Annotated in this window: 14 protein-coding genes and 1 riboswitch; of the genes, 5 read left to right on the top strand and 9 right to left on the bottom strand. The window is 34.9% G+C overall.

Annotation, left to right across the window (positions count from 1 at the left end):
- Positions 1–22: 22 nt before the first annotated feature.
- From ribB to BW983_RS08440, 5 genes are all read right to left on the bottom strand, one after another.
- On the bottom strand, positions 23–670 hold the full coding sequence (gene ribB / locus BW983_RS08460; RefSeq protein ID WP_076551555.1) for a 3,4-dihydroxy-2-butanone-4-phosphate synthase: 648 nt from the start codon (positions 668–670) through the stop codon (positions 23–25).
- Positions 671–762: 92 nt separating this feature from the next.
- Positions 763–888, bottom strand: a riboswitch (FMN riboswitch).
- Between the two features lie 195 nt (positions 889–1,083).
- On the bottom strand, positions 1,084–1,569 hold the full coding sequence (locus BW983_RS08455; RefSeq protein WP_084184384.1) for a toxin-antitoxin system YwqK family antitoxin: 486 nt from the start codon (positions 1,567–1,569) through the stop codon (positions 1,084–1,086).
- 3 nt (positions 1,570–1,572) lie between these two features.
- Entirely contained in the window at positions 1,573–2,061 is a 489-nt protein-coding gene (locus BW983_RS08450) for a GDYXXLXY domain-containing protein (RefSeq protein WP_076551553.1), read from the bottom strand.
- Positions 2,048–3,115 carry a DUF4401 domain-containing protein gene (locus tag BW983_RS08445; protein ID WP_076551552.1) on the bottom strand — a complete coding sequence of 356 codons (1,068 nt, stop codon included), beginning with the start codon at positions 3,113–3,115 and terminating at the stop codon, positions 2,048–2,050. Before BW983_RS08445 ends, BW983_RS08450 begins: the two co-directional genes overlap by 14 nt.
- Complete coding sequence (locus BW983_RS08440; RefSeq protein WP_139329245.1) at positions 3,105–3,428, bottom strand: hypothetical protein; 324 nt, start codon at positions 3,426–3,428, stop codon at positions 3,105–3,107. The genes BW983_RS08445 and BW983_RS08440 overlap by 11 nt, the downstream gene beginning before the upstream one ends.
- Positions 3,429–3,775: 347 nt before the next feature.
- Here BW983_RS08440 and BW983_RS08435 point away from each other — a divergent pair, with 347 nt between their 5' ends.
- The 3 genes from BW983_RS08435 to mcrC all read left to right on the top strand — a co-directional run bounded on the left by BW983_RS08435 (position 3,776) and on the right by mcrC (position 8,136).
- A complete protein-coding gene (locus BW983_RS08435) occupies positions 3,776–5,026 on the top strand; it encodes a site-specific integrase (protein WP_076551550.1) in 1,251 nt (416 codons plus the stop codon).
- A gap of 176 nt (positions 5,027–5,202) precedes the next feature.
- Complete coding sequence (locus BW983_RS08430) at positions 5,203–7,095, top strand: AAA family ATPase (protein ID WP_076551549.1); 1,893 nt, start codon at positions 5,203–5,205, stop codon at positions 7,093–7,095.
- Between the two features lie 3 nt (positions 7,096–7,098).
- Positions 7,099–8,136 (top strand): 5-methylcytosine-specific restriction endonuclease system specificity protein McrC, encoded by a 1,038-nt coding sequence (gene mcrC / locus BW983_RS08425; protein WP_076551548.1) that lies wholly within the window; start codon positions 7,099–7,101, stop codon positions 8,134–8,136.
- Positions 8,137–8,250: 114 nt separating this feature from the next.
- Here the strand turns inward: mcrC and BW983_RS08420 are convergent, their stop codons facing one another.
- From BW983_RS08420 to BW983_RS08405, 4 genes are all read right to left on the bottom strand, one after another.
- On the bottom strand, positions 8,251–8,532 hold the full coding sequence (locus tag BW983_RS08420) for a helix-turn-helix domain-containing protein (RefSeq protein WP_076551547.1): 282 nt from the start codon (positions 8,530–8,532) through the stop codon (positions 8,251–8,253).
- Positions 8,529–8,873: a helix-turn-helix domain-containing protein gene (locus BW983_RS08415; RefSeq protein ID WP_228408987.1), complete on the bottom strand. Its 345-nt coding sequence runs from the start codon at positions 8,871–8,873 to the stop codon at positions 8,529–8,531. The genes BW983_RS08420 and BW983_RS08415 overlap by 4 nt, the downstream gene beginning before the upstream one ends.
- Positions 8,874–8,925: 52 nt before the next feature.
- Positions 8,926–9,291, bottom strand: a complete 366-nt coding sequence (locus tag BW983_RS08410) for a hypothetical protein (RefSeq protein WP_076551546.1) — start codon at positions 9,289–9,291, stop codon at positions 8,926–8,928.
- Positions 9,292–9,799: 508 nt separating this feature from the next.
- On the bottom strand, positions 9,800–10,294 hold the full coding sequence (locus BW983_RS08405) for a DUF3408 domain-containing protein (RefSeq protein WP_076551772.1): 495 nt from the start codon (positions 10,292–10,294) through the stop codon (positions 9,800–9,802).
- Between the two features lie 538 nt (positions 10,295–10,832).
- Between BW983_RS08405 and mobA the strand changes: the two genes are divergently transcribed.
- Positions 10,833–11,267: a conjugal transfer protein MobA gene (mobA, locus tag BW983_RS08400; protein ID WP_076551771.1), complete on the top strand. Its 435-nt coding sequence runs from the start codon at positions 10,833–10,835 to the stop codon at positions 11,265–11,267.
- 4 nt (positions 11,268–11,271) lie between these two features.
- Positions 11,272–12,537: a conjugal transfer protein MobB gene (mobB, locus tag BW983_RS08395; protein ID WP_076551545.1), complete on the top strand. Its 1,266-nt coding sequence runs from the start codon at positions 11,272–11,274 to the stop codon at positions 12,535–12,537.
- Positions 12,538–12,880 lie beyond the last annotated feature (343 nt).

Below are 12,880 nucleotides of genomic sequence, written 5' to 3'. Positions count from 1 at the left end.
TGTGCATTAAATTGTTGTATGTCTAGTTACTCATAATCATTTTGCGGTACGCATAAATATCTTCAATAGTAACAACGCTCATTCCTTTCTTGATGGCAAAATCCACGATTTCCGGAAGTCTTGCCATAGAACCATCTTCATTAGTCAGTTCACATAGAACAGCATCATCACCAAGATTTGCCATTTTTACAAGATCTACACTGCCTTCAGTATGTCCGCGTCTTTCAAAGACTCCTTCTTTCTTCGCGATTAAAGGGAAAACGTGTCCCGGGCTGGCGATATGTTCTGCCTGAGCATTTGCTGCTACAGCCGTTCTGATTGTAGTGACACGATCTTTTGCTGAAACTCCTGATTCTACACCTTCTTTAGCTTCAATAGAGATGGTAAATGCTGTCTGGTTTTTTGAATTGTTGTTTTCCACCATCGGACGTAAGTTCAGGTGCTTACTTTTTTCTTCGGAAATGCATAAACAAACGATGCCGCTGCATTCGCGGATCAAAAGTGCCATGTCCTGTTCTGTAATAGTGGAAGCGGGAAAGATGATATCGCCTTCGTTTTCACGATTTTCGTCATCTACTAAAAGAATACCTTTTCCCTGTTGTAAAGTTGAAAGTGCTTTTTCTACACGTTCTTTGGAGGTTGCTCCAAATTGTTCTAATAATTTTTCCATGTTATTTTACTTTTAAAAGTTAAAATAGTCTTCGGTACATGGAAATGAAATACGCCACAATAAGAGCCCATAAGGAATCTTACTGTTCATCTCATTTTCTTCTCCCATCCAGACTTTAACTGTCGGTTTTGGAATTTCACCAAATCAGTCCCTTCAAAAGAAAGGAGTCGCGGACTGTAACCGCCGGTAGGGAATTTCACCCTGCCCCGAAGAAAACTTATACTAAGTTTTACTGTATGTTTTGATTTAAATTTTTATTTCATTGAATAAATTTAATGCACAGGCTGCTAATTTCGGGAAGTTTTTTGAAATGGCGAAGTGTCTTCAATTTTTTTTATCAATAAGTTATGGATTCTTCATACAAGGTACTCAATGTGAAGAGCTAACATAGTTATAAATTTATTAAGGAGTTTTTATAAAATCTCTTTTCCGTTCTCATAATTTTGAATAATTTTCTGCTTTCCATCTTCACTATACATTTCCCATTTTCCGTCATATACTCCATTTTTCCAATTTCCAATAGCTCTAAGATTTCCGTTTTCATACCAATATTCGTGTTTTCCATTTGGTTTTCCATCAATGAATTCACCTTTACGTGCTATCTGACCGTTAGGATGCCAGTATTCCCAAGTTCCATTTTCTTTTAAATTTTCAATCTTACCACTTGAAGATATTTTACCACTTAAATAATATGTTTTCTTAAAACCATCTGTAATAGGCTTGAATTGAATCGTCTTTAATTGTTCTTCACTAAAAGATTTGTTTTGCTCTATGAAATCTTGCTTATAGATTAAAACATCTCCAAGGTAAACTTCATACTCATTTAGATTGATGTTTTGAGAATAGAAATTCATACTTGTAAAAAGAAGTAGAAATTTAACTAACAATATTTTATACATTTTTTATTTAATTTGTTTTAATTGTTCATCATACAATCCTATCAAGAGACTGTTTCCGTCTTTATCTGTTTTTATTCCACCATATTTTGCATTGCTATATTTTTCTGCATGTCCTTCCTGAAAAAAGAAAGATTCTGCACCAATATTGATATTCCATTGGTTGGGAGAAGTATACTTGATGAGGTGTTCACTGGTTTTTAATGGAGTTTGGTCCTTTTGAAAACGAACAAATTGGGCAATGCCTTTTGGATCAAGTGTTACTACACAATAGCCTCGTCTTGGGATTTGCTCAGCATTAATATTATTTGAAATATCATATCTCAGGTTCATGTAATCGCCCTGCATGAGTGAACGGGGATCAACGGGTGCAAGCTTTAATAAAATGGGTTGCCCTTCTTTTAGTAAAGTTTCTTTTTCTGCCACGGAATAATTGAAGTATACAAGTAGCAGTACTAAATTTAAAAGTATGATGATCCATTTATATTTTTTCATTTTCTGTCAGTTTTTTGTGAGTAAAGAAATAAATTGCCAAAAAGATAACCCCGGAAACAAACAGAATTATGGATTTTGTCAGTAAAGTAAAATATAGATCATAGTAGAATTTACCAATAAAGTAAATAAGGGCAATGATCGCCAGTACGAATCCTGTCTTATAATTAACGAAAAAACTTAACAGAAGAATAAGAACTGCTCCCGCTATGGTAGGAGTTAATAAAGTAGGTAATAACATTGAAACAGTGGAAATGTAGATAATAACTTTATGGGTTGTATTAGTAATTTCTAGTTTTTTAAATAAAAGCGAGACTACATACAGAATGGCAAGAACGATAATGGCAGAAGGAATCCAGTTAAAAGAAATATCAATATTTCTGATAAGATCTATTCCTAAAGTAGCCAAAGTAAAAATAAATGAAAACATCATTCCCGTCCGGATAGGGTCGTATAGTTTTGAAAATATTTTATTGGTGGTAATTATTTTTGCTTCCTGTAAAAATAGGAAAGTAATGAACAGTGCCTGAACAGCAATAATGATATGTAGTAGGATATTAAGATCGTTGCTTATTGCAAATGTTACGATGCATCCATTTATAATTAATATTGAGATAAAAGAAAGTATGTAACTCTGTACAAACAAAATTGTACATAATGCCAGAATACTGAAAGATATGTAAATACTATTCTCATCCTTAGATAAACCAAAAGCAAGTAATGCAAACCCCGTGATGAAAAAAGTAACACTCAACGTATCCATAATTGTTTTTTTTGATAATCTGCTGACAAGAGAAGATCCTGTAATACAGATAAGCCCGGTTATTATCATTCCTGTCTCCGATTCAAACATATTGGTTGCAAACATGAATGCCAGGAACGTAATACAGGCTAGCAGCCCACCAAAAATGGATAATATTTTAATGGATAATGATTGATGGTTCGTGTTTTTCTCTTCATAAGCTGCAAAAACAGCTTCTTCATCAAAACGAATCTCTTTATGACTTCCTGCCTGAAGCTCATTCATCAGTTTTTTAATATCTTCTTTATTTCTCATTTTTCCATTTTTTTTGAAGGTTCATCAGGTTTTTAATGATAAGCGTAATACTGACAATCACAAATAAAGAAACGACAAGGTATGTTCCTTCATTCTCTGCCACTCTGAATATTGCTGAACAAATAATAAAGACAATACTGAAAGGAATAATGGCAAAATAAAAACTATTTTTAGTTCTCAGCCCATACCAGATTCCCAATGCATATGTGATAATGCTGAGAACACTTAAAATAAAAAATGATGAAGAAGTGTGTCTGTCTATAATTCCTAAGGACACTCCAAAAGTTGCTATGCAGACAATTGCTAATGACAAAATATTGGAAAACCAGTTCGGAACCTGAACAGACTTTTTATAATGTGAAAGAAGAAGTGAACCAATAAGAACTGCTGTATTTAAAATAAAGTTTCAGTAAAAATACATTAAAGATTAATAACAGGCAAAACGGTTGTAAATAAAGGCTTTACAGCCGTTTTGTGATTTTTTGGTAATGAGGCAAAAAGCAGGAAAAAGCGAGGTTTGGCAAAAGTAAGGTTACTAAAACGTTACTTTTAAATATTAGAAACAATCGTTTTAAAATACTGTATTTCAGCTTTCTGCATAGTTTTTCATATTGTTCCGTAGCTCACATAGGTTTAATTTTATCATTAAGAATTGTGAGTATGGAAACGACAAAAAAATCAACGTTTAAGGTATTGTTCTACCTTAAAAAGAACGCCCCAAAGAAAAACGGAAAAGTCACGGTTATGTGCAGGATTACCGTAAACGGCAAACAGTCTGCATTCAGTACAAAGCTGGATATTTCCGCAACAAATTGGGATTTGAAGTACGGCAGGGTTTTAGGTAAAAGCCGAGAAGCCCAAGACACAAACAGCAAACTTGACAAAATTCGTTCGGGTATTGAGGAATGCTATTCCAAAATCCTGAAGAACGAGGGAGCTGTAAACAGTGCTAAACTTAAAAATGCCGTTCTTGGAATGGAAAGCGGAGAATTGACCTTTTTCAAATTCTATGAACAGTTCCTGTCCGACTATGAGAAAAAGGTTAATAGTGGACTTCGAGTGAATGGCACACGCAGTAAATACAAAATACTTTTGAAACATCTTCAAAATTTTGCACTTACAAAATACGGCTATTCCGATGTGCCCTTTAACGACCTTACACCTGATTTTGTGCAGGACTTTGATTACTACCTGCGTGACGACCAAAGTTTAACACACAACACCATTTGGCTGTATATGATTGGATTTACTACACTTTGCCGATTGGCAATGAGCAGAAAGCACCTTGCTTTTAATCCGTTCAGCGAGTACAAGAATACCAAAAAGGATAAAGACCGTGGTTATCTGTTGCGTAATGAATTGGAACAGCTCGTAACGTTCAACTGCGAGAAAAAGAAAGACGAATTAGTTAAAGACATGTTTGTTTTCAGTTGTTTTACGGGGCTTTCCTATTCGGATATGAAAGGACTTAAAAACAGTAATATTCAGGATTTCTTTGATGGTAACCAGTGGATTATTGTACGTAGAAAGAAAACGGCTACATCGTCAAACGTGATGCTCTTGGATATTCCGAAAATGATTATTGAAAAATATGCAGGATTGTCAAAGGACGGAAAGGTATTTCCTGTACCATCAAATACGGTTTGTAATGACAGCTTAAAGAGAATATCTCAACTGATTGACTGCCTTGTAGAAAAGAAAGTAACCTTTCATTTGGCACGTCATACGTTTGCCACTCTGTTTTTAAGCGAGGGTGTTCCGCTTGAAAGTTTGAGCAAGATGCTAGGGCATAAAAACATTGCTACCACTCAGATTTACGCCAAGATACTCAACGAGAAAGTCGGAAAGGATATGCAAAAGGTATCGCATAAATTTAAGGGTATGGAGGAGTCCTTTGTTGCGAGCCTCTGAAAAATCATTATAAATTATAAGTATTAAAGTCAATGCTAACCGCTTTGGCTTTTTTTGTACTTTAGGCATTGATAAAAATAATATCTACCAAAAGTTAAAATAGTATAAATATTGACCAGTTTCGGGGTTATACAAACAGCAAAGAAAATACCGAAATCAGGAGCAAAAAAGAAAGTATGACACAAGAAGAACTGATAATAAATTGGAGCGATAAAATCCTTCAACATTTACTGAAACTCAAAGAAGAAAAATATACTGACCTAACTTTTTGGCTTAGAAAAAAAGATAGTGAAAGACTTAGAAAAGGATATTGGTTTCAAGGAAGTCATTACATTTTTCTCGGTTTGGTAAATAAAGGTGATTGGAAAAACAAAACTAGACAAGCAGGTTTGGTATTTAATTTTTGGGATATTGAAAATCCCAACGCCTATCTTGAGTTAGCATTTCAATCAGAAAAAGATACACAAATTATACAAGCTTATGAAGAAATAATTGAGAAAATAGGAGGATTCGAAAAAAAAGGTAAAGGCAATTATTATAAGCATTATCCTGAAACAGATTTCATAAAAATAATTAACTCTTTCTATTCAAACGAGTGGAAAATATTTATAGAGACTTTTGAAAAATTTAATCTTACAGAAGAATTAATCATACCCGAAGACAAGTTTCATAGTTTATTGAACAGAACATTGCAAGTTAAAGAGAATAGAGATATTGAATTACCACAAGATACTACTCACGAACCAGATGACGACATAAATTATTGGTGGTTAAATGCAAATCCAAAAATTTGGTCAATTAGTAAACATAATGTTGGGGAGAAACAGACCTATACCACCCATAATGAAAAAGGAAACAAAAGAAGAATCTACAAACATTTCGAAGCTACCAAAAGAGGTGATTTAATGATTGGGTATGAAAGCACCCCTACTAAGCAAATAAAAGCTATTTATGAAATTACACAAGGAATTCATAATACAGTCAAAGGAGAAGAAATTGAGTTTGAACTGATTGAAAAATTAGAAATTCCTATTCATTGGAATGATTTGAAAAACAATCCCTCGCTTCAAGAATGTGAAGTTTTTATAAATAACCAAGGAAGTTTATTCAAGTTGACAGAGGAAGAATATGAAATTATAAGAGAGATCATTGATAATAAAAATATTATCACAGAAAAACTCCTTCAGTCTGAAAACATCAAGAGTTACAAATTTTCTGAAGATGCAGACAAACCATTTATCAGTGAAGAAGATTTCTCGAATACCGTTTCTCTATTAAAGCGGAAGAAAAATATAATTCTACAAGGTCCTCCAGGTGTAGGAAAGACTTTTATCGCTAGAAAACTTGCATATGAAATTATGCAAGAGATAAAAGATACTAATATTGAAATGGTTCAATTTCATCAATCTTATAGTTATGAGGATTTTATACAAGGTCTACGCCCTACCCAAAAAGGAGGTTTTGATTTACGAGATGGGATTTTTTACTCATTTTGTCAAAGAGCGTTGGCTCATCCTGACCGTCCTTTCTTTTTCATAATTGACGAAATCAATAGAGGTAACCTAAGTAAAATATTTGGCGAGTTATTGATGTTAATTGAAGCTGATAAAAGAGATGAAAAATTTGCATTAAAACTTACATATTCAGAAGATGAAGAAGACCGATTTTATGTTCCAGAAAATCTGTATATAATTGGCACAATGAATACAGCTGACCGTTCTCTTGCAATAGTAGATTATGCTTTGAGAAGAAGATTTGCTTTTGTTTCTTTACAGCCTGATTATGGTCTAAACTTTCGCTCGTTTTTAAGTGACAAAGGTTTATCAGAGGGAATTATTGAACACATATGCACTTCAATTTCAAAATTAAATATCAAAATAAGAGAAGATGTTAACCTTGGAGAAGGCTTTCAAATTGGACATAGCTATTTTTGTACATACTCAAATGCTGGAATTGAAAATATATGGTGGTCGGACATATTAAATTATGAACTAAAGCCGTTGCTGGAAGAGATTTGGTTTGACGATCTTTCAAAAGTTTCTGATATATTAAAACAGCTTTCAAGATAAAAAATGGCAATCCCAATTGAAAATATATACTTTTTGCTTTGCTATGCTTGGAATAAGTTAGACGAAAAAGAGCGTGTTGATGTTTCTATAGATGACAAAACAGAATTACTTGATTTATTTGCTAAGGTACTAATTACATCTTCAAAGCTTTTACTCAAAAGAGGAATCGATAAAAGCTATATTGACCACCAAGAAGAAATTTCAGGGATTAAAGGCAAAATTGAAATCAGTCAGACTCTCAAGGGAAATTTACTTTTCAAACAAAAAACTGTTTGTACTTATGATGATTTCTCTGCCAATATAATCACAAATCAAATTTTGGTCTCAACAATTTATAGGCTCACAAGAACAAAAGGCATTGACCCTATCCTAAAAATGGAATTAGCAAAATTGCAAAAAATGTTACTCGGAGTTGACTTAATTGAAATCAAAGGAAGTCACTTTAAACAAATCAAGTTAAACAGAAATAATCGTTTTTATGGTTTTGTGATGAATGTATGTCATCTTATTTTTCAAAGTACATTACCATCAGAAGAAAAAGGAAAATACAAATTTTCTGACTTTACAAGGGATGAAAAGAAAATGAATCAGTTGTTTGAAGCGTTTATTAGAAATTTTTATCGTATTGAGCAGAGAAAATTTAATACTGTTAAAAAAGAAATAATTAAATGGCAGTTTCAAGAAGATGATATTGAAAGTCATCAGTATCTACCTCAAATGGAAACTGATATTTCATTGGAAAATGAAGAAAAAAAGATAATTATTGATGCTAAATACTATAAAGAGACAATGACTGTCAATTACGACAAAGAGCGAATTAGGTCATCTAACCTATATCAGCTATTTAGTTATTTATTAAATCAGCAAGATGGTAGTGAAAAAACTAAAATGGCAACTGGAATACTTTTGTACCCAACTATTGAGAGAGATTATGATTTAGATTTTAAATATGACAATCATAAAATTCAGATACGGACTGTTAATCTTGACACAAATTGGAAAAATATATCGACAAGGCTTAAAGAAATAATAAACGTTTGATTTAACATTAATAAAGTAAGTTATATAATGTAAAACAGCCCACCGCTTTAAGCAGTGGGCTGTTTCTTTAATTGACCGATACGGGTTACAGTTTCAAAGCATTCATTTAATGGGCTAACGCTGATAGTTATCTTCCAATACTTTTACAATATCGCTTTCACGGAAAAGGATTTTCCGTTCGAGTTTGATAAAAGGTATCAGTCCGTCATCTCTGTACTGTTGCAATGTCCGTTTGCTTATATGTAACATCTCGCAAACCTGTTCGCCTGACAGGTAGATTTCCCCTTTTAGTAATGGGTGGAAATATTCTCTGATATACAACAGTTCATTTTTGATGCCTACCACAGTTTCGAGCAAGGCAAGCGTATCTTCGTTTGAATTTCCAATCTGTTTCATTTCTTTTGCTTTTTTAATGGTCGCTCTCCCTGCATAATTAACTCCACTTCGGATAATCTGAAATACGTTTTCCGATTAATTTGCGTTGCTCCAAGAATGCCTTTTGCCCTATACGTCTGCAACGTTCTTTTGCTGATGTTGAGCAATTGGCAGGCTTCCTGTTGGTCGAGCCATTTAGTTGCCTGTTGCAGTGCTTTGTAGGGTGTAGTCATTTCCGCTATCAAATTGGAAACTTCCTTAACTTCCCTATGCAATGCTTTCAAAATCTGAATGTCTAAAACTGTTATTTCCATATCTGCATCATTTAAACCTCTAAAATAAAAGCTATTCACATAGGTCATTTTAATGTTGCATCCGATGGCGGTATTTGGCGTACAGTTGCCAAATACTAGGCTATAATCCTAACTTTGGTTTATTACTTTTAGGACGAGACTGTTGCGTTATGATTGTATTTTCCTTTTTTAAAGCAGGCTTTTTATTGGTCTGTATAGCCTGATTTTTTTCTTCATTTTTGAAGTCCGAACGGATAAGCGTTTTTGTCGCACCTATTATGCTTTCAGGTTCGGAAGTCTGCTTTTGTTGTTCAGTACGTTTTCCCCCGAATAGTTTGTTCCAATCTATTAAGCCTTTTGCTTCCCTGAACTGACGTTTTAAATTAGCGATGAAATTGGAAATCGGGTCGCTCTGCTTATCAACCTGTATCAAAGGACTATGTTCTTTCTCTTTCTGCTCTTTGTCAGGTATTACTTTTTGTGCCATAGGTTCAAAATTTGCACCCAATATAGAACACAAGGGAATGTATTGTTTTCATTTGGCATTATGTGGCAGTATTTAGCTTATGTTGGCACAACATGAATAGAAAGTAATCCTCAAAACACTTTAAATTTTCCTCGCAAAGCCCTCACACATTTAAAGAGTTTTGTAAGGATAAAGGAAAGCATACAAAAAACACCCTATCCTTAGCCCTTACGTGTTTTTTGTACCCTTTCTTTGATTGGAATTGATTAAAAAAAGAATAAAAAAGGGAGCAAAGATAAGGTGGACAGCCACCGCACCACCCAACCAAAAGACTACGGCATAATGGCAGGGCAAATATGGTGGCTTCGCCGAGTTTGTTGTGTGCCCTGCCACCCTTCGGGACTTATTCCGTTTCCTTTTGGTTTTTCCGCCTTTCCCCCTTGTTAAAATGGCTTTCTTTTTTTTCTGTTTTTTTCTTTTGGAAAATAATTTTAAGAGGTAGAAACGTACCACCCACCACGTATAGTTATCAAAACAACGGTTTGTGTTTCTCGTCATAGATTTCCCTAATCAATTCCCCGAACTCCTGAAAGTGGTATTCGATAATGTTGTCCAGATACGCATAAATCGTCAGTTTGTCGATGCCCATAATATTTGTAAGCCTGTTAAATGTTTCGTGGTGTTCCTGCCGTACATACACTGATTTCCCCCTGCTTGCCGTTGTCGTGGGAATTTTGAAGAACCGTCCGCAGTAGTCCTCTTTGGTCAGCTTCTTTGGCTTGTAAGTCATCCTTTTTGTATTACTCTCAGGTGTTTTTGTGTTTTCCGTTTCAGTTTCCGAAGGTTCTTCGCCTGCCATTACACGCATAATAGCTTCCTCATCTACTTTGGGTTTGACAAAATCTTCCCGATGTGTTACTGCCTGTTGTTCCGTGAAAGATTGTTTATTTTCATCAGTTATGAAATTTTCAATAGAGAAATCCTCTTTTTCGGGTTGCTGATTTTTGTTTTCTTCGTGTATCATATCTCTCATTTTTAATATTATATCCAATTAGCTGTTTGGTTAACTAAGCAATCAGCTGTATATACTGTTGTATTTATGTAACTACCTAAGCACCTGCATACCCTTAATTGGTTAATTCATTAACTCAAAAATCTGTAATTCGTCTGCATTCAATCACGCAGATTTGCTGTCGGGATTTATGCTGATTGGCTACATAGTTAAGGTTATAACCAATCAGCCAGCTAACCATATACAAAGGAAGCGAAAGCAATTCCAGTCTATGTTGATGTGGCACTCAAAGGTAGCATTTGGCGTTCATTGTCGTGATTGTAAATATCTGTTATTCAAATAGTCTTACCGAAATTTGTAATGGAAGCTATGGGTTTTCCCTGCTAACTACAATCCGTTTGCAAAACGGATTTTTCTGAACTCCTGTTCAGAGCAAGTTATCTTTTGAGGTACTCGAAATGAATTTCGGCACCTCAAAAGCACTTGCCCTTGCAGGGGGCTGGAAACGGCTCCGAAGTCGCACGTTTATTAAAAATTAAAAATGGATATTATGGAAGAGAAAAATAGAAATCAGATTAAAAAGACAGGGCGAAAACCGAAGATTGACCCTGCGGTTCATCGGTATTCCTTTAATCTGAATGATGAGGACAGTGCCAAGTTTCTTGCACTTTTTGACCAGTCGGGAATGAAAGTAACGGCTCATTTCATTACGGCTAGCATCTTTCAGAAGACGGTAAAGACCGTAAAAATTGATATGGATGCGATAGAATACCACGCAGGTTTGACCAAGTTTTTCGGTCAGTTTCGAGGAATAGCAACGAATTACAATCAAATTGTAAAGCTTTTGAACGCCAACTTTTCAGATAAAAAAGCATCTGCATACCTCTTTAAATTGGAAAAGGAGACCAAAGAAATGAAAGAATTATTGCAAAAGGTTTTAATTCTTACCGAAGAATTTGAAAAGAAATATCTAAATAAAGAATAAAAATATGATTGCAAAAATTGGAAAAGGAAGCAATATGTATGGTGCAATTTTATATAATCAGCAGAAAGTGGACAATGAAAACGGAGCGGTTTTATTACTGAACAAGATACCCGATACGGTGGACGGCAGGTATTCCTTAGCCTATTTTAATAAGTGCTTTGAGCCATATTTGTCTGCAAATATTAAAACTGAAAAGACGGTACGGCATATATCACTGAACCCAGATCCTGCGGATAAAGTCAGCGATGAACAGTTTACGGCGATGGCACAGGAGTATATGGAACGTATGGGATACGGCAATCAACCTTACATAGTTTTCAAGCATACGGATATTGACAGAACGCATATACACATTGTTTCAACTTGTGTAGGTATTGACGGAAAGAAAATACCCGATGATTACGACCACAAACGCTCAATGGCAATCTGTAGGGATTTGGAAACGAAATACAATCTGCAAAAAGCCACCCAACAGGAGCAGAAACAAGCCAACAAAGTTTTAAAACCTGTGGATTGCCACAAAGGCGACATCAAAAGTCAGATTGCTTCGGTAGTACGGCATCTGCCAAAATATTACAGCTTTTCAACTATGGGCAGTTACAATGCTTTATTGTCTCTGTTCAACATCACAGCGGAAGAAGTCAAAGGCGAACGGAACGGTGAAACCGTAAACGGATTGGTTTATGTGGCATTGGACGAAAATGGGAACAAAGTAAGTAATCCGTTCAAAGCATCTTTATTCGGAAAAGACGCAGGCGTGGCACAACTCCAAAAACACTTTGAACAGTCCAAAGAGAAAATGAAAGCGAATCCTGCAAGGTCTGTTCTAAAAAACACGGTGGAGCTTGCCATACATACCACAAGCAACGAAACAGATTTTAAAAAGCAGTTGACCGAGCAGGGTATTAATACAGTTGTAAGGCGTAATAGTGAAGGACGAATTTACGGTATGACCTTTATTGATCACGAAGTTCGAACCGTTTGGAACGGCTCACAATTAGACAGAAACTTATCGGCAAATATGTTTAACGATTGGTGGAACAATGACAATAAACCCGAATTGAAGATACAAGATAACCCTGTTTCTAAAGCAAATGAAATAGACAATCTACCGACAAAAGACCTTTTTGAGTTTCTCTCACAGGAACATTCGCCTAATACCGATTTGGGATTGTTTAGCCTGTTATCCGATGCACAAGGCGAGGATTACGAAGAAGAGCAGTTTGCTAATCGGATGAAGAAGAAAAAACATCCAAAACATAGAAGATAATATACAGATTCTTAGTGCTATTTTTTTTAATTTAGAGTGTGACACGGATTGACTTAGTCTTTAAGTATTTTTGCTATGTAAAATAAGGAAAGCTGAAAACTTTGAGAGTAGGCATAATATAAAATATTATAGATTATGGCAAATTATTATTGTGAGTATTGCGGAACAAAGTATTCCAGCGTATCAAGTCTAACAAGTGGCACGTGTAATCGACATCCTAATGGTGCTGGTAAGGGGAAACATAAACTATATGAGGGAAGCGAGAAATCGCAGTATGTCTGTAAGTATTGTGGAACAAAGTATTCTTCTCTTTCAAGCCTAACAAGTGGTACCTGTAATAGAC

The organism is Chryseobacterium ureilyticum (genome assembly GCF_900156735.1).
Taxonomy (GTDB): Bacteria; Bacteroidota; Bacteroidia; order Flavobacteriales; family Weeksellaceae; genus Chryseobacterium; species Chryseobacterium ureilyticum.
The sequence above is the reverse complement of the archived record's forward strand: the minus strand, read 5'-3'. Positions and strand labels throughout refer to the sequence as shown.

Excerpts from the sequence above, each read along its gene's own strand:
- ribB (WP_076551555.1), bottom strand. The coding sequence starts at position 670 with ATGGAAAAATTATTAGAACAATTTGGAGCAACCTCCAAAGAACGTGTA.
- BW983_RS08455 (WP_084184384.1), bottom strand. The coding sequence starts at position 1,569 with ATGTATAAAATATTGTTAGTTAAATTTCTACTTCTTTTTACAAGTATG.
- BW983_RS08450 (WP_076551553.1), bottom strand. The coding sequence starts at position 2,061 with ATGAAAAAATATAAATGGATCATCATACTTTTAAATTTAGTACTGCTA.
- BW983_RS08445 (WP_076551552.1), bottom strand. The coding sequence starts at position 3,115 with ATGAGAAATAAAGAAGATATTAAAAAACTGATGAATGAGCTTCAGGCA.
- BW983_RS08435 (WP_076551550.1), top strand. The coding sequence starts at position 3,776 with ATGGAAACGACAAAAAAATCAACGTTTAAGGTATTGTTCTACCTTAAA.
- BW983_RS08430 (WP_076551549.1), top strand. The coding sequence starts at position 5,203 with ATGACACAAGAAGAACTGATAATAAATTGGAGCGATAAAATCCTTCAA.
- mcrC (WP_076551548.1), top strand. The coding sequence starts at position 7,099 with ATGGCAATCCCAATTGAAAATATATACTTTTTGCTTTGCTATGCTTGG.
- BW983_RS08420 (WP_076551547.1), bottom strand. The coding sequence starts at position 8,532 with ATGAAACAGATTGGAAATTCAAACGAAGATACGCTTGCCTTGCTCGAA.
- BW983_RS08415 (WP_228408987.1), bottom strand. The coding sequence starts at position 8,873 with ATGACCTATGTGAATAGCTTTTATTTTAGAGGTTTAAATGATGCAGAT.
- BW983_RS08410 (WP_076551546.1), bottom strand. The coding sequence starts at position 9,291 with ATGGCACAAAAAGTAATACCTGACAAAGAGCAGAAAGAGAAAGAACAT.
- BW983_RS08405 (WP_076551772.1), bottom strand. The coding sequence starts at position 10,294 with ATGATACACGAAGAAAACAAAAATCAGCAACCCGAAAAAGAGGATTTC.
- mobA (WP_076551771.1), top strand. The coding sequence starts at position 10,833 with ATGGAAGAGAAAAATAGAAATCAGATTAAAAAGACAGGGCGAAAACCG.
- mobB (WP_076551545.1), top strand. The coding sequence starts at position 11,272 with ATGATTGCAAAAATTGGAAAAGGAAGCAATATGTATGGTGCAATTTTA.